Annotated in this window: 19 protein-coding genes; 6 read left to right on the top strand and 13 right to left on the bottom strand. The window is 71.3% G+C overall.

The genetic code is table 11. The features are described from left to right. Positions 1-3: 3 nt before the first annotated feature. The 9 genes from OHA86_RS17520 to OHA86_RS17480 form a co-directional block, all read right to left on the bottom strand. Positions 4-987 (bottom strand): radical SAM protein, encoded by a 984-nt coding sequence (locus OHA86_RS17520; protein ID WP_329176486.1) that lies wholly within the window; start codon positions 985-987, stop codon positions 4-6. A gap of 21 nt (positions 988-1,008) precedes the next feature. Next, positions 1,009-1,422, bottom strand: coding sequence for an NUDIX hydrolase (locus OHA86_RS17515; protein ID WP_329176485.1), 414 nt, complete (start codon positions 1,420-1,422; stop codon positions 1,009-1,011). Positions 1,423-1,639: 217 nt separating this feature from the next. Further along, positions 1,640-2,575, bottom strand: a complete 936-nt coding sequence (locus tag OHA86_RS17510) for an alpha/beta fold hydrolase (protein ID WP_329176482.1) — start codon at positions 2,573-2,575, stop codon at positions 1,640-1,642. Between the two features lie 578 nt (positions 2,576-3,153). Further along, the gene (locus OHA86_RS17505) at positions 3,154-4,827 is read right to left on the bottom strand and encodes an esterase-like activity of phytase family protein (RefSeq protein ID WP_329176481.1); all 1,674 of its coding nucleotides are present in this window, start codon (positions 4,825-4,827) and stop codon (positions 3,154-3,156) included. A gap of 342 nt (positions 4,828-5,169) precedes the next feature. Then, positions 5,170-5,919, bottom strand: coding sequence for a D-Ala-D-Ala carboxypeptidase family metallohydrolase (locus OHA86_RS17500; RefSeq protein ID WP_329176480.1), 750 nt, complete (start codon positions 5,917-5,919; stop codon positions 5,170-5,172). 284 nt (positions 5,920-6,203) lie between these two features. Further along, positions 6,204-7,103: a TauD/TfdA dioxygenase family protein gene (locus OHA86_RS17495; protein WP_329182447.1), complete on the bottom strand. Its 900-nt coding sequence runs from the start codon at positions 7,101-7,103 to the stop codon at positions 6,204-6,206. Positions 7,104-7,245: 142 nt separating this feature from the next. Beyond that, positions 7,246-8,067 (bottom strand): ABC transporter ATP-binding protein, encoded by an 822-nt coding sequence (locus OHA86_RS17490; protein WP_329176478.1) that lies wholly within the window; start codon positions 8,065-8,067, stop codon positions 7,246-7,248. Then, a complete protein-coding gene (locus tag OHA86_RS17485) occupies positions 8,054-9,130 on the bottom strand; it encodes a taurine ABC transporter substrate-binding protein (RefSeq protein ID WP_329176475.1) in 1,077 nt (358 codons plus the stop codon). The genes OHA86_RS17490 and OHA86_RS17485 overlap by 14 nt, the downstream gene beginning before the upstream one ends. A 183-nt stretch (positions 9,131-9,313) precedes the next feature. Beyond that, positions 9,314-10,171, bottom strand: coding sequence for an ABC transporter permease (locus OHA86_RS17480; protein WP_443071996.1), 858 nt, complete (start codon positions 10,169-10,171; stop codon positions 9,314-9,316). 629 nt (positions 10,172-10,800) lie between these two features. On the opposite strand from OHA86_RS17480, the gene OHA86_RS17475 reads away from it, so the two are divergent. Further along, positions 10,801-12,624 carry an ABC transporter ATP-binding protein gene (locus tag OHA86_RS17475; RefSeq protein ID WP_329176474.1) on the top strand — a complete coding sequence of 608 codons (1,824 nt, stop codon included), beginning with the start codon at positions 10,801-10,803 and terminating at the stop codon, positions 12,622-12,624. 75 nt (positions 12,625-12,699) lie between these two features. On the opposite strand, the gene OHA86_RS17470 is transcribed toward OHA86_RS17475, so the two are convergent. Further along, positions 12,700-13,047, bottom strand: a complete 348-nt coding sequence (locus OHA86_RS17470; protein ID WP_329176472.1) for a hypothetical protein — start codon at positions 13,045-13,047, stop codon at positions 12,700-12,702. Between the two features lies 1 nt (position 13,048). Further along, the gene (locus OHA86_RS17465; protein ID WP_329176469.1) at positions 13,049-14,731 is read right to left on the bottom strand and encodes a WXG100 family type VII secretion target; all 1,683 of its coding nucleotides are present in this window, start codon (positions 14,729-14,731) and stop codon (positions 13,049-13,051) included. Positions 14,732-15,214: 483 nt separating this feature from the next. Here OHA86_RS17465 and OHA86_RS17460 point away from each other — a divergent pair, with 483 nt between their 5' ends. The 5 genes from OHA86_RS17460 to OHA86_RS17440 all read left to right on the top strand — a co-directional run bounded on the left by OHA86_RS17460 (position 15,215) and on the right by OHA86_RS17440 (position 20,182). Continuing rightward, a complete protein-coding gene (locus OHA86_RS17460) occupies positions 15,215-15,634 on the top strand; it encodes a YciI family protein (protein ID WP_329176467.1) in 420 nt (139 codons plus the stop codon). Further along, positions 15,607-16,938 carry an RNA polymerase sigma factor gene (locus tag OHA86_RS17455; protein ID WP_329176466.1) on the top strand — a complete coding sequence of 444 codons (1,332 nt, stop codon included), beginning with the start codon at positions 15,607-15,609 and terminating at the stop codon, positions 16,936-16,938. Before OHA86_RS17460 ends, OHA86_RS17455 begins: the two co-directional genes overlap by 28 nt. A gap of 219 nt (positions 16,939-17,157) precedes the next feature. After that, positions 17,158-17,328 (top strand): hypothetical protein, encoded by a 171-nt coding sequence (locus tag OHA86_RS17450; protein WP_329176465.1) that lies wholly within the window; start codon positions 17,158-17,160, stop codon positions 17,326-17,328. Between the two features lie 88 nt (positions 17,329-17,416). Beyond that, positions 17,417-18,538 carry a response regulator gene (locus OHA86_RS17445; RefSeq protein ID WP_329176464.1) on the top strand — a complete coding sequence of 374 codons (1,122 nt, stop codon included), beginning with the start codon at positions 17,417-17,419 and terminating at the stop codon, positions 18,536-18,538. Positions 18,539-18,676: 138 nt separating this feature from the next. Next, positions 18,677-20,182, top strand: a complete 1,506-nt coding sequence (locus OHA86_RS17440; RefSeq protein WP_329176462.1) for a cryptochrome/photolyase family protein — start codon at positions 18,677-18,679, stop codon at positions 20,180-20,182. A gap of 132 nt (positions 20,183-20,314) precedes the next feature. On the opposite strand, the gene OHA86_RS17435 is transcribed toward OHA86_RS17440, so the two are convergent. Together OHA86_RS17435 and OHA86_RS17430 are read right to left on the bottom strand one after the other, a co-directional pair. Beyond that, positions 20,315-20,677: a hypothetical protein gene (locus OHA86_RS17435; RefSeq protein WP_329176461.1), complete on the bottom strand. Its 363-nt coding sequence runs from the start codon at positions 20,675-20,677 to the stop codon at positions 20,315-20,317. A gap of 328 nt (positions 20,678-21,005) precedes the next feature. Next, the gene (locus OHA86_RS17430; protein ID WP_329176460.1) at positions 21,006-21,470 is read right to left on the bottom strand and encodes an NUDIX domain-containing protein; all 465 of its coding nucleotides are present in this window, start codon (positions 21,468-21,470) and stop codon (positions 21,006-21,008) included. Positions 21,471-21,565: the final 95 nt, after the last annotated feature.

Genomic DNA, 21,565 nt, shown 5'->3' with positions numbered 1-21,565 from the left:
CGTTCACTTCTCATCGACAACCAGCCCCCCGCTGAGACGAGTCTTTTCGAGCACGCAGGATATTTCCAGTCCCGCGTCCAGCACGTCGGAATTGAGCCGCGCGTTCACATGACGCATGGCCGGGCAGTGCGCCGCGCTTTCCGCCCGGCTCAGTATCCCCTCGGTTTCCGCTCCCGGCCGGCCGAGGAGTTCGGTGCCCGACCAGGTGAAGGAGTGTGCTTCTGGGACGTCGATGAACATCGGGCACATGAAAACCCGGCCGTCCGGCAGGAACAGCAGATTGTCACTGCTGCGGACCGCGCAGTACCTGCGGTGGTCACCGGCCGGAACGAAGGTGCGCTCCAGCCGGACGTCGATCCGGAGACCGGCCGACTGTTCCTTGATCTCCCGGACCAGCGACCGCCATTCCGGAACCGGCAGCACCATCTCCGGTGTGGCGAAACCCCGGTTGGAGACGTAGTGCACATTCACCCAGCCGAAGCCGAGGCGGTCGCACAGCGCGAGAATGGCGCCGGCGTCGTGCGCGTTGCTCCTGCTCACCGACATGATGCCGAACATCTCGTAGCCGCGCTCCCGGGCCCTTTCGACGTTCTCCCTCATGCGCTGGAAGGACCGCTCGCCACGAACGGCGTCATGGGTCGCGGGGTTCGAGCCGTCGATACTGACGCCGACCACCGGCAGTCGTGCGCCCTCGAAACGGCCGACGAAGGACCGGAAACCGTGCCCCCCGTTGGTCACGATCCGTACGTGCAGTCCCCGCGCCTGCGCCAGCAGGACCGCGTCGGCGATCCCGGGGTAGAGCGTCGGCTCGCCGCCGAGGAAGGTCACCTCCTCGGTGCCCCACAGCCGGGGGGCAGCGGCGATCAGGTGTGCCAGCGAATCGTGGGCGAAACTCTGGCCGGTCGACAGGTTGTCGCCGACGAAGCAGTGCGTGCAGCGCAGGTTGCACCGGTAGGTGACGTAGATGTCCACGGATCGCACTCGCACGGGAGCCCACGTCCTCGGTCGCTATTTCACGGTGCGATACATCACGGTCTCGCGGAAGCCGGCCAGGAACGCCATGGCGTCCAGCCCGTCGATCTCGCTCTTCGACGCCCAGACGAACTGGTCGTGGTCGGCGGGGTCGAGTTCCACGTCGCCGCCCATGTAGCGGCAGAGGAAGACCGTCTGGAACGTCTGACGCTCGGGAAGGGTGGCCAGATTGGTGTACGCGTAGAGAAGGTGCTCGATGTCGACCTTGATCTTGGTTTCCTCGTGCACCTCGCGGACGAGGGCGTCCTCCAGGCTCTCGCCGGGGTCGACCGTGCCCCCCGGCAGATCCCATTTGAGCGGCATGTAGTCGTCCACGGCTGACCTGCGCGTTACCAGAAAACGTCCGTCCCGCTCGATGAGTGCGTGCGCCGCCCCGTAGAACAACGTCATTTGTCATCGCCTTTCCGTTGGACACGTAACCCTGGCGCCGATTTTCCGGAAGGCCGAAGATCGATACCGCAGCGGGTATCGGAACCCGGCCGTCATCGCGTCGGGAGGTGCGGCCACAGTAGCGTCAACCGAGCCCGGCATGCGAGGACTTGGCGTATCGCCTTTTTGCGCGGTGGACTTCGTACCTTTATTCGCCCGGCATGAGTGCCGGGGCGGGTCAGGCGTATTCGGTCGGCGGGTTCACACGTTCGACGTACGAGCAGTACGGGAGACCGTCGAGGGATTCCTCCGCAAGAAAGCGGGTGGTGAGGTCGGCCAGTTCGGCGGTCCGCTCCAGGTAGAGCATGTGGTCGGCGCCCGACACGACGGCGAACCGGCTGTCCGGACAGGTCGCGGCCATGCCCCGGCAGCGGTCCGGCGTGGTGAAGCTGTCGTGCTCGCCCGTGACGGCCAGGACCGGTGCGGCGGGCGGCAGGCTGAGATCGACCATCTCATGCTGGAGCAGGCGCTCGCTGTTGGCGAGGGTCTGGGCGCGCTCCTCCTCGGCGAGGTTCGTCAGGCGCCGCCGCAGGAAGCGCCGTACCTTCGCGGCCCCCGCGATGCGGTCCTCGCGCGCGGCGTTCATCAGGAAGTCCAGCGAGCGCTCGGCGAACTCCTCCATGTCACCCGTCCGCAGACAGTCCAGCGCCTGGCGCATGCCGAGCCGGGCGTGCGCGGGGATCTCGGTCATCGTGCCGACGAGCACCATCCGCCCGACCTGGCCGGGGTGCTTCTGCGCGATGCGGTAGGCGATGGCGGTGCCGTAGGAGCCGCTGAAGATGTTGAGCCGGGGCAGTCCGAGCTCGGTCAGCATGTGGCACACGGCGTCGGCCAGCAGGTCGGCGCCGTGGTGCGCCGGCAGCACGCCCCCCGAACCCCAGCCGGGCGGGTCGACGGTCACCACGTCCATGTCGTCCAGCAGCGCCCGCTCCATCCGCCCCCAGCTCTCCTTGCGCTGGAACGCGCCGCCGATCATCAGCACGGGGGCGAGCCGCGGTGCGCCGCTGCGGACCACGCGCGACTCGCAGCGGAATCCTTCCCACGCGTGGCTGCGGACCTCGGCGGGCGACGACACCGAGCGGCCGGCGAGGGGTCTCGGACTGGCGAGAGACATGTGTGTACTCATCCCTGGAGACGGTGGCGCGCACCATCGGTGGGCAGCAGCAGCGTCGGCCGGCCGGCGGTTGTGGCCGGCGGATCACTGACGAGGCCTTGGCGATCACCTACAGGATGAGAACGCCGTGGCGGTTCAGCCGTCACCGTCAGCGGCCGGAACTCACCTGATCGACGTAGTCCCCCACCCGGGGGCCGGGGAGGTTCTAGTCCTTGTGCCGGTAGTGCGGGCCGCCCATGCAGAACAGCAGCAGGCCGACCGAGATGGCGATCACCAGCAGCGAGAAGCCGATCGTCTCCAGGGCTCGCATGTCGACGTCCTCCTCCGACTCCGAGGGGCTGTCCCTCCCGTGCCGGGACGGCAGGGGTTGCCGGTGACACGGGCTACCGGTGACGGCCGGGCCACCGGTGGTGACAGGGGTCACCGGGTCCTTCGCTTCACCGTCTCACGCTCCCGGGCCTCCGGCAGGTCGGGGCGCCCACCAGCCGGAACGCCGGTCTCGCGGGCCGGACGGCCCTGGGGTGCGGCGGACGCGGGTCCGTCCACCGGAGTGGACGGACCCGGCGGCGCCGGGCGGGTCAGCGCACGTGGACCGTCACCGTGACGGTCTTGAGGACCGCGGGCAGCTTGGCGGTGTCGACCTTCAGGATCTCGCCGTTGTCGGTCCTGCCCGTGGGCGGCAGCACCTTCTGGTGGACCGTCCACGTCCCGTCCGGGTCGACGGCGATGGTGTCGATGCCGAAGTCGTCGTCGTTGGACAGGTACAGCGTCCGGCCGGCGTCCGTCGTGGCGACGCCCTCCACCTTGTCGTGCGCGAAGAACGCGCCGCTGGGGTCGAGTTGGCTCACCAGCGTCCCGACGTTGAGGTACGGCTGCTTCTGCGCGACGTGGACGCCCGCACCGGTGAGCGCGGTGAGCGCGGCATTGGTGCCGGCCGTCCCGACGAAGGCCTCCGGCGACTTGCCGCCGATCGTCAGGCCGCTGACGTCGGTGGCGCCGTTGATGTCGGCCTTGTAGAGGGTCTTCTGTGCGAACGGCTCGAAGTTGCCGTCCCGCTCGTCCAGCAGGAAGGTCGTGTTGGACAGCGCGGTGATCTCGCTGTGGGCGCCACCCGTGGTCGCCGGGTTGTCCAGCAGGTACAGGTACTGCTTGGACTGGTACGTGCGCAGGTTGACCGCGACGATGCGGGTGGCCGAGACGTTGGCGCCCTTGGTGGTGCCGAGGTCCGGCTGCTGGAGCGCGGACTGCATGACGCCGACCAGGGTCGAGCCGTCCGGCGTGACCGTCAGGCCTTCCATGCCCTTGTTCTTGACGCGGTAGGCCAGCTCGGCCGGCAGGTAGCCGATGATCGTGTGAGCGGCGTTGTCCGGGCTGTTCCGGTACGGGGTCAGCCGGCCCAGCTCGTAGCCGTTCGCGTCGAAGTGCGTGAGGTACGGCCCGTACTCGTCCGAGACCCAGAACGTGCCGTCCCGCAGCGCCACCAGACCCTCGGAGTCGTAGCCGTACGCGTCCCTGGCGACGGGCACAGGGGTGCCGCCGTTGGCGTTGGTCGCGGCGACGTCGTCGATGACCTCGCTCGTGTCGTGCGGCGGGCGGCCGCTGTACTTCACGCCGCCGCGGCTCTTCGGCCCCTTCAAGGTGACCTGCTTGACCAGCTCGGCCCTGCCGCCGACGAGCCTGAACTCGCCGATCTGGGGCGTGAACTCGGTGACCATCTCGGACTTGTTGCCGTCAGGGGCGTCGGCGTTCGGGCCGCGGTCGGTGAGCCCGTAGAAGCGGCCCGGCTTGCCCGGCACGGGGGCGAGCGACGAGCCGTAGCCCTCGCCGGAGATCTGCGTGGTGCTGCCGCCGGGCCCGGCGACCTCCGCGAGCGGCGCCAGCGGCTTCCCGTTCGACCGGGAGTCCTTGAACAGCTGCACCGCGTCGGTCGTCGTGTAGGTGAAGGTGTCCGTGCCCTTGAAGCCGGCCTTCGGGGTGTACGTGAAGGAGCCGTCCGCTTCGACGGTCACCGTGCCGTCGGACGGGGCGGTGTGGCGGACGACCGCGGTCGCGCCGCTGTCGTTCCGCAGGACGTTGCCGGTCACCCCGCCGTGGCCGGAGAAGGTGTCGGCGGTCGCCTTGAAGTCGTGCGACGGTGCCGACAGCCACCCGGCCGCCTGGGCCGCGGCGGTGCCCGCGCCCACCACGGCGACGGCGGCACCGATCGCGACGGCGACCCGGGTGCGCCTGCGAGAGAAAAGTCGTGAAGTCATACCCTTGAACCTGTCGGTCACCGGTGAACTCCGGGCCGACCCGGGGTGAACCCTCGATGCTCCCGACACCGACATTCCCCCGCCCCATCCCCCTACGTCCCCCCTGACCCCACCCGCCGCCCCGCCCCCACCTCATCGCCCCACGACCCGCGCCACCAGCTCAGCGGACCTGAGCCGAGGAGCACCGGCTCTTCGGCCCGCCCGACCGCTCGCAGCACGGCGCCGGCGTCCGCGGCGACCCGCCGGACGGAAAGGTGCGCGGCGCCAGGGTCGCCGCTGAACCTCGCCGGCGCGCGGAGCACAGAACCGGCGAGGTCCCCGGGGGTCACGCCGAGTCCGCCGTCAGATCGTGCCGTTCTCCCACCACCAGGCGCGGCCCAGGTCGGCGCGGCTGTCGACGTGCTGGTGGTCCTCGGTGTAGGTCTCCAGGCCGGAGAAGCCGCAGGTTTCGGCCTTCTGGTAGACGGTCTTGTTGGCCACGCCCGGGACGTCGAGGTCGGCGGCGGTGCCGTAGAGGTGCATGCTGTCGCTCGCTCCGCCGACCGAGGCGTTGTGGGCGATGCTGCGGAAGCCGGAGTTGACGGTGATCGGGACGTTGCCCAGCTTCTTGCGGAGTGCTTCGAGCTTGTACATCGCGCGGCGGGCGTTCTCCTTCGCCGCGGCGGCGCTGACCTTGCCGCCGTCGAAGGTGCCGCTGACGCGGTCGGTGAATTCGCTGAAGTCGAAGTGCGCGGTCGAACCGTCCGACTGCTGCAAGGCGTTGAGCTGCGTCTGCGTGGCGGGACCGACGACGCCGTCGGACGACAGGCCGTAGGCGGACTGGAAGAGGCGCACCGCGGTGGCCGTGCCGGGGCCGAAGTCCCCGTCGAGGGCGACCCGCGTGTGGCCGGGGCTGCCGGTGGCCCAGCCGGCGACCCTGATCTGCAGTTCGGTGACGTCGGCGCCGGTCATCCCCTGCGAGAGGGTACGCGACCACGTGTACGCGTACGCCGAGCCGGACAGCAGGATCGGTCCCAGCACGGCGCCGGCGCCTGCGGCGAGCGTGCCGCGCAGCAGGGTGCGACGGTCGAAGGGGGAGGGGAACGAAGCCATCGTTGTCCTTTCGGAGAACCGGTCGGGTCCGTATCGGCCGCGGATGTGGCGCCCCCAGCATGGCGTCGGTGCTGGAGGTGCTCAAGGGGCTGGAGGAACCAAGCCTCGCCTGTGCGGCCGGTGTGGCCCCGTATCTCCCGAGATGGCGGCTCCGTACGCCAAGGCGGGTCCCCCCGTACCGCCCAAGGCCGCGCCCCGTACCGTCCGAGGCGCCCGAACGCGGCGGCCGGCGCCGGAACGCCCTGTCGGACGCCCGGCGCCGGCCATCCGGCGAGCCGCGGACCTCAGCCCACCGCGCCCGGTACGGCGACGGCCCCGCGGTGGATCTCCTCCGCGGGCCGGAGCGCGGTCACCGGGCCGACCGGGACGTCGCCGCGCAACGTGATGCGGTGCATGACGCGGTGCTGGTCGCCGTAATCCCGGTTGGCGTAGTGGGCCGTGCTGCGGTTGTCCCACAGGGCGACGTCGCCTGGCTGCCACCGGTGCCGCACGGTGTGCTCGGGCTTGGTGAGGTGGGCGTACAGGATGTCCAGCACGCCCCGGCTCTCGTACTCCGACACACCGACGATGTGCGAGGTGAATCCGGGGTTGACGAACAGGCCCTTGCGCCCGCTCTCCGGGTGCACCCGCACCACGGGGTGCTCGACCGGCTTGAGCTCGGTGAAGACCTCGCCCTCCCACACATTGCCGCGGCCCTTGCGGCGCTGCGCCAGGTAGTAGCCGAACTCGCGGCTGCCGTCGTGCGCCGCGGTGAGGGTGTCGATCCACGCACGCAGACCCGGCGACAGGGACTCGTAGGCGAGCTGGCTGTCGGCCCACGACGTGTCCCCGCCGCCCGGCGGCAGCGACACGGCCCGGAGGATGGAGATGGCCGGCGGGCGCTGGACGAAGGTCACGTCCGTGTGCCAGACGTCGGCGAACCCGTTGTCCTGGCTGTCCACGGCGTAGACCTCGGGGGCCACGTCACCGGAATCGTGGATCGGGTGCCCGGTGGTGACATCGCCGAGGCGCCGCCCGAACTCGATCTGCGCGGCGTCGTCCAGGCGGCCCTGGCCGGGCACGAAGAGCACCTTGTGCTCCACCAGCGCCCGCCTGATCGCGACGACCTGCCCGTCGTCGAGGCTGCCCAGGTCGATGCCGTGTATCTCGGCGCCGAAGCGCGGACCGAGCCTGGTGATCGGCAGATCCGACGACGCCGGGCCTCCGGTGCCGGCGAGAGCGTCGGCGTCGGCGTCGGTGACGGGAACGGCTCCGGCGGACTGCGGGCTGATGATGCTCACCTGTGTCTCCTCCTCTGTCGGGGGTGCCGTGGGACTTTCGTGGGTGTCAGGCAGCGGCGGCCTTGACGGCGTGGGCGACCCGTGCGCGCAGTTCGGCGAAGTCCTCGGAACTGCGCAGCCCGTCGGCGTCGACGTCGCCGCGCGGCAGGGTGATCGGCAGGTCCAGGGCGACGGTCCCCGGGCCCTTGGTCAGCACCACGATGCGCGACCCGAGGAAGACCGCCTCGTCCGCCGAGTGGGTGACGAAAACCGTGGTCCGCCCGGTCTGGGCGGTCACCTGGCGTACGTCCTCCTGGAGCCGTTCACGGGTCAGCGCGTCCAGCGCCGCGAAGGGCTCGTCGAGCAGGAAGAGCGGGTGATCGGCGGCCAGGGCGCGGGCGATGGCCACCCGCTGCTGCTGGCCGCCGGAGATCTCCCAGATACGCCGCTTCTCGGTGCCCTCGAGACCGACCCGCGCCAGCAGGTCCGCCCGCCGCTGCGGCCACTGGCCCCGGCCGACCCCCGCGTAGCGCAGCGCCAGGTCGATGTTGCCCTGCACCGTCCGCCAGGGGAAAAGGCGCGGCTGCTGGAAGACGACACCGGCCGCCTTGCCGGGCAGCGGAGCGGTGCCGGACACCCGCACCGAGCCGCGGGTGGGCTGCTCGAAGCCGGCGATCAGCCGCAGCAGGGTGCTCTTGCCGCAGCCCGAGGCGCCCACGAGCACCAAGAACTCGCCGGCGGGCACGGTCAGATCGACCGGGCCCACCGCCGTGACCGTCTCGCTCCCCCGGCCGTACTGGTGGGTGACGTGGTCGAGCCGGATGGTCCCGGCGCGCGCGGTGTCGACCGGCGCGGGAGCCGCCCGGCCGGTGATCTCACTTGAGGACATCGGGCAGCCCCTTGAGATACAGCGCCTTGCTGACGACGTCCTGGGACGGCGCGGCGTCGATCTGCTTCTGGTCGGCGAGGAATTGGCCGGTGCCGGTGAGATACGGCACGAGCTTGCCCGGGTGGCCCTCCGAACCGAGCCAGTCGGCGGAGGTGACCTCCTCGGGAGTGAGGAACACGCCCTGCGCCAGCTGCTTCCTGGCGTCGTCGGCGCTGATGTTCAGCTCGGCCGCGACGGCCTTGACCGCGCCTTCCGGATCGGACTTGAGCAGCCGCAGCGCCTGGGCCTGCGCCTTGCGCCACACGTCGATCGCGTGCGGGTCGTCGGCTATCAGCGCGTCGGACACCACGGCCAGGTCCAGGGTCGGCTTGCCGGCGGCGCCGATCTCCTTGCTGCTGACGAGCTGGGTGCCGGTCTTCCGTAGTTCGTCCAGCGTCGGCAGCCAGACGTAGGCGGCGTCGATGTCGCCCCGCTGCCAGGCGGCGAGGATCGCCTGCGGCTGGAGGTCGACGAGCTTGACGTCGGACGCCTTGAGGCCCGCCGCCTCCAGCGCCGCCAGCAGGCTGTAGTGCGAGGTGGAGGCGAAAGGCGTGGCAATGGTCTTGCCCTTGAGCCCGGCCACATCGGAGACGCCCGTGCTCTTGCGGGCCACCAGCGCCTCGTTCTCACCGGCCACGTCGAGGATGAAGGCGGCCTTGTACGGGATCGGCGAGCTTCCCGACACCCCGCGGGCGAACGGGCTGGAGCCGAGGGCGCCGATGTCGAGGGACTTGCCCAGGAAGGCCTGGTTGACGGTGGCGCCGGAGTCGAACTTGATCCAGCTGATCTTGTAGTCCGGCAGCGCCTTCTCCAGCAGCTTGTGGTTCTTCACGAGCAGGTCGCCGCTGGGGAAGGCGAAGTAGCCGATACGCAGCCGCTTGGAGCCGCCGGACTTGCCGTCACTGTCGGAGGAGCAGCCGGTGAGGGCGGCGGAGGCCGCGGCCAGCGCGCCGACGAGGAACAGGCGGCGGGTCGGTCCTTGCACGGCGGAGCCGACGGTGGGGCGGGGCATCCAAGGGGACATGGGGAGCCGTTTCTGTGCGGAGAGGGAGCGGTGCCGGGCGGGGAGAACCAGGTGGCGTACGGGCTGCGGCAGCCCGGGCGGCCGGGGTGTCGAAAGACCAGGGGCGGGCGGGCCGCGGGTACTTGAGGGCGTACGGTCGGCGGCCGGGCGCCTACGGTCCGCGGTCCGTCGGGCTGCGGCGGCTCAGGAGCGGCCGCGCCAGGGCACGACGGTGCGCTCCAGCCACAGCAGCAGGCCGTCGATGACGAGACCGGAGATCCCGATGGTGATGATGCCGACCAGCACCACCGGGGTGTTGTTGTAGTTGGCGGCGTCCTTGACCATGCCGCCGATGCCGGGCAGCCCGTTGACCAGCTCGGCGGCGACGAGGGAGGAGTAGGTCACCCCCACGGCCAGCCGGATGCCGGTGAGCGTCTCCGGCAGCGCCGAGGGGGCGATGACGTCCCGCATGACGTCCCACCGCGACCCGCCGAGGGCGTGGGCCGCCTCGATGAGCGCCCGCGGGGCGGCAGCGACGGCCGCGGTCGTGGACACCGCCACCGGCGGGAAGGCGGCTATGGCCAGCAGCGTGACCTTGGGCTCCTCGTTGATGCCCAGCCAGATGATCAGCAGCGAGAAGTACGCCAGCGGCGGCAGCGTCCGCAGGAAGGTGATCCAGGGCTCGAACAGCGAGCGCACCCAGCCGACCGTGCCCATGAGCAGCCCGAAGACGACCCCGGCGGCGATGCCTATGCCGCCGCCGATCGCGATCCGCCGCAGGCTGATGGCCAGGTGCTCGATGAGGTACTTGCCGTTGTAGCCCCGTACGCCGTCATGCGTCGTGGACACGTCGATGAACGCGTCCCACACCTTGGCCGGCGGCGGCACCAGGGTCTCGCTCCACTTCCCGCTCGCCGCCACCAGCTGCCACAGGACGAGGAAGAGCAGGAGCGAGCCGAGCGGCAGCCCGAGCCGGCGCACCCGCGCCAGGACACCCCGCGCGCGGGGTCGGGGCCGGACGGGCGGTCCGGCGGCCAGTGCGGGGGGATCGGCTTCCGGCAGGCGTGATGTGGTGGACAACGGGCTGCCTCCATGGCGGCGCCGGGCCGCGAACCGCCGACGTCAAGCGACGGCGGCGGCGTACCCGGGCGAGAGCAGAGGGGGAAAAGGCACAGAAGGCACCCCGTGACGGGGCGAACCCACGAACGGGTGCGGAAGAGGGGCCTCGCCGGGTGCTACCACCGGACGGCGGGCGGCGTCAGGGACGCGTGATCAGCGACAACACGAAACGGGACGTCGGCACAGGTCGATGACCAGGCGTCGTACCAAGGTGTCGTGAATCATGGGCCCTATTTCTACCGCAGTCCCGGCCCCGCACCAAGAGCCCGTCCACTTTCTGACACGACGGGATACGAGCCAACGTCCGCCGTGGACCGGGCAGTTCACGCGGCCCCGGCCCCCGCCGAGGCGCGAGGCCGGGCGCGGTGCCGGTGATCCGGCCGCGCATGGGGCGCCGCCGCGGTGACGGGGCGAAAACGCTTGGACTCGGCGGGCGCCGTCACGGGAGACTGCGGTCTCCGGCCCACCCGCGAGGGGGGCGCCGCCACCCCCATGCGCGGGGCAAGGCGACGATTTCCCCTGCGCGCACGCACGTGTCGGGGCCGCCGCGGACCACCCAGGGTGAGGACGGCATGGGATCACCTGAAGCGCGCGGGAGTTCGCCGGGCAGGGGCTCGGTGTTCCTCGCACTGCGCTACTACGGCCGGGAGCTGACCCGGCTGCGGTGGCTGACCGGGCCGGCGATGCTGCTGCCGGCGGTGGGCAACATCGGCATCAACTACGTCGCTCCGCTGGTCGTCGCGAAGCTCGTCGGCCGGATCGCCGACGACTCCGGCACCGGCGTCGGCGCGGCACTGCCCTACGTCCTCGGCTTCGCGGGCGTCCTGCTGCTCTCGGAAGCGCTGTGGCGTGTCGGCCTGCACTGCCTCAACCGCGTCGACGCCCGCGGCATCGAGCACCTGTACGTGATCGGCATGGACGAACTGTTCGCGAAGGACGCCGCCTTCTTCCATGACAACTTCGCCGGGTCGCTGACCAAGCGGGTGCTGAGCTTCGCCTCCCGCTTCGAGGAGTTCATCGACACGCTGACGTTCTCGGTCGTGGGCAGCTTCGTACCGCTGGCGTTCGGGTCGGTGGTCCTGTGGCAGTACGAACCGCTGCTCGTGGTCACGCTCCTGTCGATGATCGCGCTGACGGCGCTGGGCGCGACGCCCCTCATCCGCCGCCGCCAGGCACTCGTCGGCCGGCGCGAGGAGGCGATCGCCCGGGTGTCGGGCCACGTCGCCGACAGCCTGATGAACATCGACACGGTCCGGGCGTTCGCCGCGGAAAAGGGCGAGGCCGCCGAACACCGGTCCAGGGTCGCCGAGTCGCGGCGGCTCACACTCCGGTCGTGGGACTACGGCAATCTGCGCATCGACACGCTGGTCGCGCCGCTGTCGGTGCTGACCAACGCGCTGGGCCTGCTGCTCGCGGTCGCCCTCGGCGGGGGCGGGCACGGCGTGGAGGAGGTCGTGGTCGCCTTCACGTACTACACGAACGCGACGCGGGTGATGTTCGAGTTCAACCAGATCTACCGGCGGCTGGAGAGCTCGATGACGGAGGCCGCGCAGTTCACCGAACTCCTGCTGACGCAGCCGACCGTGCTCGACCCGGCGACGCCGGAGCCGCTGCTGCCGGGGAGCGCCGACGTCCGCTTCGAGCAGGTGACCTTCGCCCACAACGGCTCGGAGCCGCTCTTCGAGGACCTCGAACTGGCCGTGCCCAGCGGGGCGAAGATCGGCTTCGTCGGCCGGTCCGGCGGCGGCAAGACCACGCTGACCCGGTTGCTGCTGCGGATGACGGACGTGGACGCCGGCCGGATCCTGATCGGCGGCCAGGACATCAGCAGGCTCCGCCAGGCCGACCTGCGCAGCCTGATCGCCTACGTGCCGCAGGACCCGGCGATGTTCCACCGCACCCTGCGGGAGAACATCGCGTTCGCACGGCCGGACGCCACCCCCGCCGAGATCCGCCGCGCGGCCGAGGTCGCGCACGTCACGGAGTTCGCCGAGGCGCTGCCCGAGGGCTTCGACACCATGGTGGGCGAACGCGGCGTCAAACTGTCCGGCGGCCAGCGCCAGCGGGTCGCCCTCGCCCGGGCCGTGCTGCGCGACGCGCCGATCCTGCTGCTGGACGAGGCGACCAGCGCCCTGGACTCCGAGAGCGAGATCCTCGTCCAGGAGGCACTGTGGCGCCTGATGGAGGGCCGCACCGCGCTCGTGGTCGCACACCGCCTGAGCACGGTCGCCACGATGGACCGCCTCGTCGTCCTCGACCGCGGCCGTATCGTCGAGCAGGGCACCCACCACGAGCTCCGCGCGTCCGACGGCGCCTACGCGAAACTGTGGCAGCACCAGTCTGGAGGCTTCCTCGACACGACCCCGGGAGCCGAATCCCCCGCCAAGCAACCGTGACCCGCCATCCGGTCACATCACCGAGCGGGCGGACACATGCCGCCGCCCCGACCGTGCGCGTTGACAAAGACGAGGTCAGAACTGGAACGACTCGACGTCATCGTCATCGCCGTCGTCTTCTGCGTCCTGCGCTACAACGGTGTAGTTGGGAATGTGCGCACTGCGGTCATGAGCGGGCGTGTAGACGGAATCCATAGGGACGTCATCGGGTACCGGGACCCGGGAAAGGTGGATTCCGAACTGGCATGCGGAGCACCAGAACGAGGCGTATCCGACGCGGTCGCGGGGGAGGCCGGTGAACGCCAAGTGGAGGGCTGCAGAAGCGCAGTTGGGGCAGACGTCGGCGTTGGACGCGGGTAGTGCGTCGTAGGCACGCGTGTACGCCGACAGCCATTCGTGCCAGCTTGCCCTGTTCTCGGTCATGTCATTCACCGTCACCGCTCTGATTCTCCGGGTGATTGTCCCACCATTGGTCCTCGTGGGCGTACGCCTCGTCCTCCCATGCCTTGAGTGTATCCTCGTCCCTTGGTACCGGCTCTCCTCGCTTTATCTGATCCACGTGAAAGCGTTCGTGGGCGAGTGTTCTGGCCAGTTGCTCGTTGTCGTAGAAGGCGTCCCGGTAAAGGTTTATCCGGGTGGCTGACGGTGTGCTTCCGTAGAGGCCGCTGACTGCCTTGTTGATGCGTACGTCGATTCCTCGTAGATCAATGGAGTACCGGGCTGCCACGTCTCGGACGCTCGCTATGGTCATGGGAACAGGCGGGCCGTTCCGTGGCCGCCGTTTCGCTCGCCGCATGAGCCCGTCACCGTTGCGGCCGGCCCCAGCGGCGTCCTTGGCGCCTTGCTCCCCTGCGTCCTTGGCGGCTTGGCCGGCGGCGTCTTTGGCTGCGGTGGCGGCGGCTTTTTCGGCGGCGGGTCCGGCGCCGTCGGTGGCGAGGGTGAGGAGGATGTTGCCGAAGAGGCGTCCGCCGGATTCTGCTCCGTCGGTGCCCCAGCCGGTGCCGAGGATGGTGCCGGGGAGGCGTTCGGGGTGCTGGGTCATGTCGACGAGGCCGGCGGCGGTGGTGTTGAGGTGGGTGAGGTATTGGGCGGGGTGGGTGATGTTGTAGGGGTCGTAGGGGTTGAGGCCGCGGGCGAATTTGAGGAAGTCGGTGCCTGAGCGGATGACGCCGCCGACGAAGTGCTCGGTGAAGATGGGTGCGGCTTTCCCGATGTCGCTGCCGTCGTGTTTCATGCGGTCGGTGAAGTCGGGTTTTGCCGGGGCGAGTGCGGTGGCGGTTTTGATGGCGGCTTCGGCGTGGGCGGCGGCGGTGTCGCGTTGTGTGCGGGCGGCGTCCAGGGTGTCCTTGGCGGCTTGTTTGTCCTTGGCGCCGGGGTCGGTGAACGCGCCTGGTGCGACGGGTTTGGTGCCGGGGTCTTTGCCGTTGTCGATGTTGTCGTTGTAGGCCTTCACGTCGTCGTGGTATTTGTCCAGGCTTGTGTTGTAGGCGTCCGCGGCTGTCTTGCGTGCTGCGGTGCCCTGTTTCCACAGGCGTACGGCTTCTTCGGCCTGGCCGTGTGCCCAGTCGACGGTGTGGGCGTATGTGTCCAGGGCGGTTGAGGCGTCCTGGCAGGCGGTGGCGGCCTTGGCCCATTTGGCGGGCTGGGCGGTGAATGTCGTGCGGAAGGCTTCGGCGCCGGCGCCGTCCCAGTCGCCGGGATCGAGGTGGGAGAGTCCGGTGTGTCCGGTGTCGAAGGCCTTGGAGAACTTGGCCAGGTGTGTGGCGGCGGCCCGGATTTTCCCGGAGTCCCCGTGCAGGAGTTCCTTGGGCTCGTCGGACTGTCCCAGTTGCTGCTCGGCGACATCCGCACCCAGATGGTCGGCGACGGCGTCGCCCTTGTCCTCGACCCAGTCCGCGGCGTCGTCGAGGCCGACGTGCTCAAGGCCGTCCCCGACGATGTGAGCGCCGTGGTCGATGACCTCCCCGGCCTTTTTCTTCACGGCCCTGACGCCGTGCTCGATGCCGTCACCGGCCTTGTTGACGAGCGACTTCCATCCCATCCGCCCCACCCCCCACGGCAGTACGACCTCCGCACCGAACCTAGCAACCACGAGTAGCGCAGTCATCACCGTTTGGCGACGGCGTACGGGGGACACCCCAGGCGCACCCCCGTCCACCTGCTCAGACTCCCGCCCCAGGCTCACGCAGCCGCGGCACGCGGACTTTGCCGGTCACCCGGAAACCGACCCGCGCCGGTTGACCGCGGGGTGCAGTGCGTCAGCGATGCGCGATGTGGATCGGCCTCAGCGTGGCGGCGGGTGCAGGAGTCGAACCCGCACTCCGGCCTGCGCGGATGGACGCTCCACCGTTCGTCGCCGGCCCGGAAGGCCGCCGGCTCCCCGGCTCCCCCGGCCGCGCTCGCGGTCGGCCCCGAAGTCCCGCAGGTGCGGGCCGCGGTCGGGGACGTACCGCCCCGGCGCGGGGCGGAAGCGCGGGGCGTGAGAAAAAAAGCGGACCATGTTCGTCGGTCGTGTCGATCCGCGGCGGCGCCGTTCGACCTGGGATAGAGAGGGCCGGGACACGGCCCCCGATCGAGGAGAAGGCGGAAGATGGCGAAGTACATGCTGGTCATGCGCGGCACGGACGAGACCATGGCGAAGATGATGGAGACGCCCTTCGAGGAGATGCTCGCAATGGTGGGCCGCTTCAACGAGGAGTTGATCCGGGCGGGCGTGCTCGTGGCCGCCGAGGGGCTGGACGACCCGTCGCAGGGGGTGGTGGTCGACTTCAGCGCGGAGACCCCGGTGGTCACCGACGGTCCGTACGGCGAGACGAAGGAGCTGTTCGGCGGCTTCTACGTGATCGACGTCGCCTCGAAGGAGGAAGCCGTCGAATGGGCCAAGCGGCTCCCGGCGATCGCCGGTTCGAAGGTCGAGGTCCGCCGCGTGCCGGGCATCGACGAGTTTCCGCAGGACAACGAGTGGATCATCAAGGAGCGGGCGTGGCGCGAGCGGACCGGCCAGCTCTGATGTCCGAGGCCGTCGGCGGCCCGCCGAGCGCCGAGGCGGCGCGGCGGGCCGCCTCGGCCGTCTGGCGGATCGAGTCCGCACGGATCGTCGGCGCGCTGGCCCGCTACACCGGGGACTTCGCGCTCGCCGAGGACGTCGCGCAGGAGGCGCTGGCGGAGGCGCTCGTCAGCTGGTCGCGCGACGGTACGCCGGCCAGCCCGGTGGGCTGGCTGCTGGCGACCGCACGGCGGCGGGCCATCGACGCCTTCCGCCGCAAGTCGGCGCTCGACGAGCGGTACGCCATGCTCGCGGGCCGGCTGGCCGAGGGCGAGTTCAGCGCGGGCGTGCAGGCCGGGCCCGGCCGGCCCGACGACCTGCCGTGGGATCCCGACCGGATCGACGACGACGTCCTCGCGCTGATGTTCACCGCCTGCCACCCGGTGCTCTCGCCCGAGGCCCGGGTGGCGCTCACGCTGCGCGTGGTGGGCGGGCTGTCCAGCGAGGAGATCGCCCGGGCGTTCCTCGTGCCCACCCTGACCGTCCAGGCCCGGATCACCCGGGCGAAGAAGACGATCGCGGCGGCCCGCGTACCGTTCGGGCTGCCGCCGTCCGAGGAGCGGCGCGAGCGGCTCGGCGCTGTCCTGAGCGTCCTGTACGTGATCTTCACGGAGGGCTCGACGGCGACGGCCGGCGACCGCCTGCTGCGCCCCGATCTCGCGTACGAGGCGGTTCGGCTGGCCCGGACGCTGGCCGCCCTGCTGCCCGCCGAGCCGGAGGTGTACGGGCAGCTCGCGCTGTTCGAGCTGACCGCCGCGCGCTTTCCGGCACGTACCGGGGCCGACGGGGAGGCGGTGCTCCTGGAGGACCAGGACCGGCGCCTGTGGGACCGGTCGGCGATCCGTCGCGGGCTGGCCGCGCTCGGCCGGGCCACGGCCACCGGGCGGGGCCTGGGCCCGTACGGTCTGCAGGCCGCGATCGCCGCCTGCCACGCGGCGGCGCCCTCGGTGCGGGAGACCGACTGGGAACGTGTCGTGCTCCTCTACGAGGCGCTCGGCCGCGTGGCCCCCTCACCCGTGGTCGAGCTCAACCGGGCCGTGGCCGTCGCGATGGCGAGCGGACCGGGGCAGGCACTGTCCGTGGTGGACGAACTGGCCGTCTCAGGACGCCTGTCGGGGTCGTACCTGCTCCCGAGCGTGCGCGGCGAACTGCTGGTCCGGCTCGGCCGGACCGCCGAGGCCCGGGCCGAGCTGGAGCTGGCCGCCCGGCTGTGCCGCAACGCCCGCGAGCGGTCCGTGCTGCTGCGCAAGGCCGCCGCCCTGGAGTGACGGCCGGCCCGGCGAAGCCGCCGGGGGCGCCGACCGTCAGCAGGGCAACCGCTGCCGCGGAGAACGGTGTTGCCCGTCTGCTGCCGCGATGCCGTTGCGGGCCTGCAACGGCGTCGCGGGCGGGCAGTCTGGGTGGCGCCGGGCTGATCCGCCGCGGCAGCCACGCGCGGCGGCCACCGCTGCGGAGAGAGGTCCCCAGTGCGTACTCCGCTGTTGTCCATGAGGGCGGCGCTCGTCCTCACCCTGGCGTTGCTGACCGGGATCGGTGCCGGGCTGCTGTCCGCCGCCGGCGGCACGTCGCCGGCCCAGTGCGTGCTGTACGGAGCCGGCGCCTTCGGCGTGGCCGTCCCGTTCTTCGACCGCCTCATCGGCAGAGCCGGGCCCGGGTGAGGGACACCGGCCCGCATGCTTGACCACACGGCACAGGCCGGCCCGGGAAGGGAACGGGACGGCCGCAGCGACAGGAGGACATGGCCCGATGGGAGAGTTACGGCCGCTGGCAGCCGACTTGAACGATGACTGCCGGCGGTTCGCCCAGGCGCTGCGCACGCTCTTCGCCGGGCTCGACGTGTCGATCCGCCGCTACGCCGCCCGCCGTTACCGCGACGCGGGCACGGTCTCGCGCTATCTCAGCGGGGTTCGCGTACCGCCGTGGGAGTTCGTCGTCGACCTCTTCGCCGACCTCGCCACCGATCACGGCGCCACCGCGACACCGCTGACCCTGGACCACGTACGCGAGTTGCACCGCTGCGCCGTCCAGGCCCTCGTGTCACCGGCGCACGGGATAGAGGTGCTGCAGCGGCAACTGGCCGACGCCGACCGCGAGGCGCGCCGCGCCACCGTCCAGGAGGACCTGCTGGGCGACGCGTTGCTGGACCGCCAGCACCGCATCGCCGACCTCGAAGTGCGGCTGAACCTGCTGGAGGCGCAGTGGACGGCCGAACGGACCCACCTGCGCGTACCGGCCGTCGAACCGGAGGACGCGGACGACCTGCGAGCCGAACGCCAACGCCTCGAAGAGCAGGTCAGATCGCTGGAGGCCGAACTGGAGGAGACCCGGCTGCGAGTGATGATCGCCGAGTCCCGATGCGATGTCCTGGAGCGGCAACTCGCCATCGTCGAGGGGCCGCTGCCCGCGCTCGCCCCGGACGACGGCGAGCCCGTCGCCGCGCTGGAGGGCGTGGTGGCAGCCATCGGCCGGACGTCCGCGCGGATCCTCGCGGTGGACGACAAGCAGCCCAACCTCCTTGCCCTGGAGGCCGTTCTGGCCGGTCTCGGCCACGAGGTCGTCACCGCCGACTCGGGGCAGGCCGCGCTCAAGGCACTCCTGGACGGCACGGGATTCGCGCTCATCCTCCTCGACGTGCAGATGCCGGACATGGACGGTTACGAGACGGCCATCCACATCAAGCGCCGGGCTCGTACCCGCAACATCCCGATCATCTTCCTCACCGCGATGGATCACGATCCGTCGCACATGTTCCGCGGCTACACCGCCGGCGCCGTCGACTACCTGGTCAAGCCGTTCGATCCGTGGATCATCCGGGCCAAGGTCGAGGCCTTCGTACAGATGTACCTGGAGGCCAGGATCGCCCCGTGACCGCCCTGACCGGGGGCGGGCCGCTCGGCCGTCGAGCGGACGGACACGGCATGGCGCCGCCGGGCGGATGGCGCGGCGTGCCAGGGTCGGGGGACCCGGTGGCCGAAGCGCACCGGCCGACCTGCGGAGGAGACGGCGTTGGCGGCGCGACCGCACTGGCTTTTCGGCGACCAGCTGGGCCCGCACTTCATCGACCCCCGGCACGGCGGGCCGGACCGGGACGCCCCGCTGGTGATGATTGAGGCCCGTTCGGTCCTGGCCCGGCGCCGCTTCCACCGGGCGAAGGCGCATCTGGTGCTGTCGGCGATGCGGCACCGTGCGGCGGAGCTGGGCGACCGGGTGACGTACGTGCGCGCGGAGACGTATCGCGAGGGCGTGGAACGCGCGGTCCCGCGGGGCCGGCTCACCGTTTTCCCACCGACCTCGCGGCGGGCCGCCGGGCTGGTCGACCGCCTCCACCGGGTGGACGTCCTGCCGGAACGCGGCCACCTGGTCACCCGCGAGGACTTCACCGCCTGGGCCGACGCCCACGACGGCACGCTGCGGATGGAGGACTTCTACCACCGGGTGCGCCGGCGGCTCGGGCTGCTGATGGACGGCGGCGACCCGCGCGGCGGCCGGTGGAATCTCGACCACGAGAACCGGGAGCCGCCGCCGTCCGGCCGCCGGGCCCTGGACCTTCCCGCACCGTGGCGTCCGACGGAGGACGACGTGGACGACGAGGTCCGGCACGACCTGGACCGCTGGGAGCGGGAGGGCCGCGTCGCCTTCGTCGGCAGGGACGGCCCGCGCGGTTTCCCGGCCACCCGGCGGGAAGCCCTGTCCGCGCTGCGCCATTTCGTACGCCACCGGCTCGCCGCGTTCGGACCGTACGAGGACGCGATGCTGGCGGGCGACCCCGTCATGAGCCACAGCCGGCTGTCCGCCCCGCTCAATCTGGGACTGCTGCACCCGCGGGAGTGCCTGGAGCGGGCCGAGAGGGCGCTGGGCTCCGGTGACGCGCCGCCGAACAGCGTCGAGGGCTTCGTCCGCCAGATCGCGGGGTGGCGGGAGTACGTCCGGCACGTCTACTGGTACTTCGGCGAGGACTACCGCGGCAGCAACGAACTCGGGCACCGGGCGCCGCTGCCCGACTGGTTCGCGGAACTGGACGCGGACGCGGTGACCGCGCGCTGCCTGTCCACGGTGCTGGCCGAGGTCCGTGACACCGGCTGGACCCACCACATCCCGCGGCTGATGGTGCTGGGGAGCCGGGCGCTCCAGGACGGCTGGGACCCGGCCGCCGTGAACGACTGGTTCCACCGCTGCTTCGTGGACGGCTACGACTGGGTGATGCTGCCCAATGTGATCGGCATGTCCCAGTACGCCGACGGCGGCCGGATGACGACCAAGCCGTACACGTCCGGCGGCGCCTACATCGACCGGATGAGCGACCTGTGCGGCGGCTGCGCCCACCGGCCGGGCGACCGTACCGGCGACCGCGCCTGCCCTTACACGGCGGGCTACTGGGCCTTCCTCCACCGCCACCGCGCCCGGCTGGAGCACAACCCCCGTATGGCACGGTCGGTACGCGGCCTCGACCGCCTCACCGACCTGCCCGAAACCCTGGCCGGGGTGCGCGAACGCGGCGACGCGGCCCCGTGAGCTGTCCCGGGCGGCCGGGGATTTCCGGGCGGGCCCGGGTTTCCGGGCGGGCGGACGGGCCCTGTCACCGCCGTGGCAGGGCCCGTCCTCGCCGGCCGCCGGAGAGGGCGGCGGCGAACCGGTGCGCGGGGGTCAGCCGCAGGGGAGGGTGCCCGGGATCAGGGTCACCTGCCTGTTGATGTCGCCGTCGAAGCGGAAGGTGTTCGGGGCGGTGCCCTGGCAGGTGTAGCGGACGGTACCGAAGCCGTACGCGACCGCGGTGATGGTGCCCGTACCGCTGACCTTCTCGATCACCGCGTAGGCGGGCTGGCTCATGCCGTTGCACACCTTGCTGTCGTAGAGCGACAACTGGCCGCCGGTGAAGTCGAACTCGGTCTGGTACTGGCAGCCGGAGGGCCAGTCCGTGGTGCTCGCGGTCGCCGTGGCAGCGCCGGGGATCAGCAGGGCGGCCACAGCCGCGGTACACGCGGCGGCGGTCAGGCGGAGCTTTCTCACAGGTCGTGGTCCCTTCAGGAGGCGGGGGGAGAGACGAGCCGGAAGCAGCATCCGTGGTGCGGGCGCGGGGTTGCCGCGCGCACCGATCGTAGGTTCGGCGACACAGGTGCGCAATAAGGTGGGCAAGCGGAAGAAAATTACGTAACTGAGCCTGAAAGTAACTGAGTTCGGTGAGGCGGCAGGGGCACCGGGGGACGGCGGGGGAGGCCGCGAGGGACGCCGGCGGGCGGCACCGGCGGGTGGCCGGGGGACGGTGCGGCGCCCGGGCCGGCCGGCGGCCTCCCCGGCGCTCCCGCCCGCGGCACGCGGCCCCCGAACCGGCGTGACGTCAGGCCTGCTCCGCGAGGCGGTCCAGGAAAGCCGCCTGCGCCTTGACGACGACCTCGCGCGCCGCGTCGAGCCCGAACCACGCCACCCGGTCCAGCTCCGGGAACTCGGCGGTGCGGCCCGAGCCGCGCGGCCACTCCATCGTGAAGGTGCCCGGCACCGCGTCCGCCGGATCGAGGTCGCCCTCCACCGCCCATACCGTCACGTGCTTGCCCCCGGACTGCACCACCTCGCCGAGCGGCAGCGGCGCACCCTCCGGCGCGGGCAGCCCCAGCTCCTCGCGGAATTCGCGGCGCGCCGCGTCCCAGGGCTCCTCGCTGCCCTCGTACTCGCCCTTCGGCACCGACCACGCCCCGGCGTCCTTGCGGGCCCAGTACGGGCCGCCCATGTGGCCGAGCAGTACCTCCACCCCGGAGCCGGTGCGGCGGAAGAGGAGCAGGCCCGCGCTGCGCTTGATGTCAGCCATGAGGCCAGTCTCCCGGTACGGGAACCGGATGACCGCGAGCACACCCCGGCTGTGGTCCGGCGGGAGCCCTTCCGGACCCGTACCGCGCTCACCCT

The organism is Streptomyces sp. NBC_01477, from assembly GCF_036227245.1.
In the GTDB taxonomy this organism is placed as follows: Bacteria; Actinomycetota; Actinomycetes; order Streptomycetales; family Streptomycetaceae; genus Actinacidiphila.
Note: the sequence above shows the minus strand (reverse complement) of the source record. Positions and strands in the feature narration are given on the sequence as shown.